The 683-nt window shown below is 35.0% G+C and carries 1 protein-coding gene; it reads right to left on the reverse strand.

The features are described from left to right. A partial coding sequence (locus tag F0000_RS27530; RefSeq protein ID WP_188112332.1) for an AMP-binding protein occupies positions 1 to 683 on the reverse strand: 683 nt, incomplete at both ends.

A 683-nucleotide genomic window follows, 5' to 3' on the forward strand; every position in this document is an offset into this window, starting at 1 on the left:
TCTGTTTAGATAACCTCTGGCTAAGCCTGAACCCGAAACACATAATTCTCCAACTACACCTATGGGCTGTAGATTCTCATTTGAATCTAAAATGTAAACCTGAGTATTAGAAATAGGACTACCTATACTCGAAATACTATTCGGAACTCTTCTACAAAAAGTAGTGTATGTTGTTGCTTCCGATGGTCCATATAAATCATACACATCTCTAATATGGTCTAATTCATACAATCTATTCACCAAATTAGGTAATAAAGGTTCTCCTGCTAAGTTTATCACCCTTATTGTTTCTGATAGTTTTCCGCTACTCAATAAACTCTCAATAACCGAAGGAACCGTATTCATAAAAGTAACAGGCAAATCAGAATACTCCAGAAAAGATAGTAAATCTTTTACAACATAAACTCTCCCACCAATTGTTAATGGAACAAACAATTCAAAGATCGAAAGATCAAATGTCATAGAAGTACTGAATAGCATACCAGATAGATCTTCCTTTCTATATTCTCTTCCTGACCAACTCAATAAATTTACAGTATTTCTGTGTAAAATTTCTACTCCTTTTGGTTTCCCCGTACTACCAGAAGTATAAATCACATAAGCTAAGCCCGTTGGAGAAGCCAATCTTTCTAATGCTATTTCTGATTCCTTAGCTATCAATCCCCAATCATTGTCCAACAGGA

This window comes from Aquimarina sp. RZ0, from assembly GCF_008370685.1.
In the GTDB taxonomy this organism is placed as follows: domain Bacteria; phylum Bacteroidota; class Bacteroidia; order Flavobacteriales; family Flavobacteriaceae; genus Aquimarina.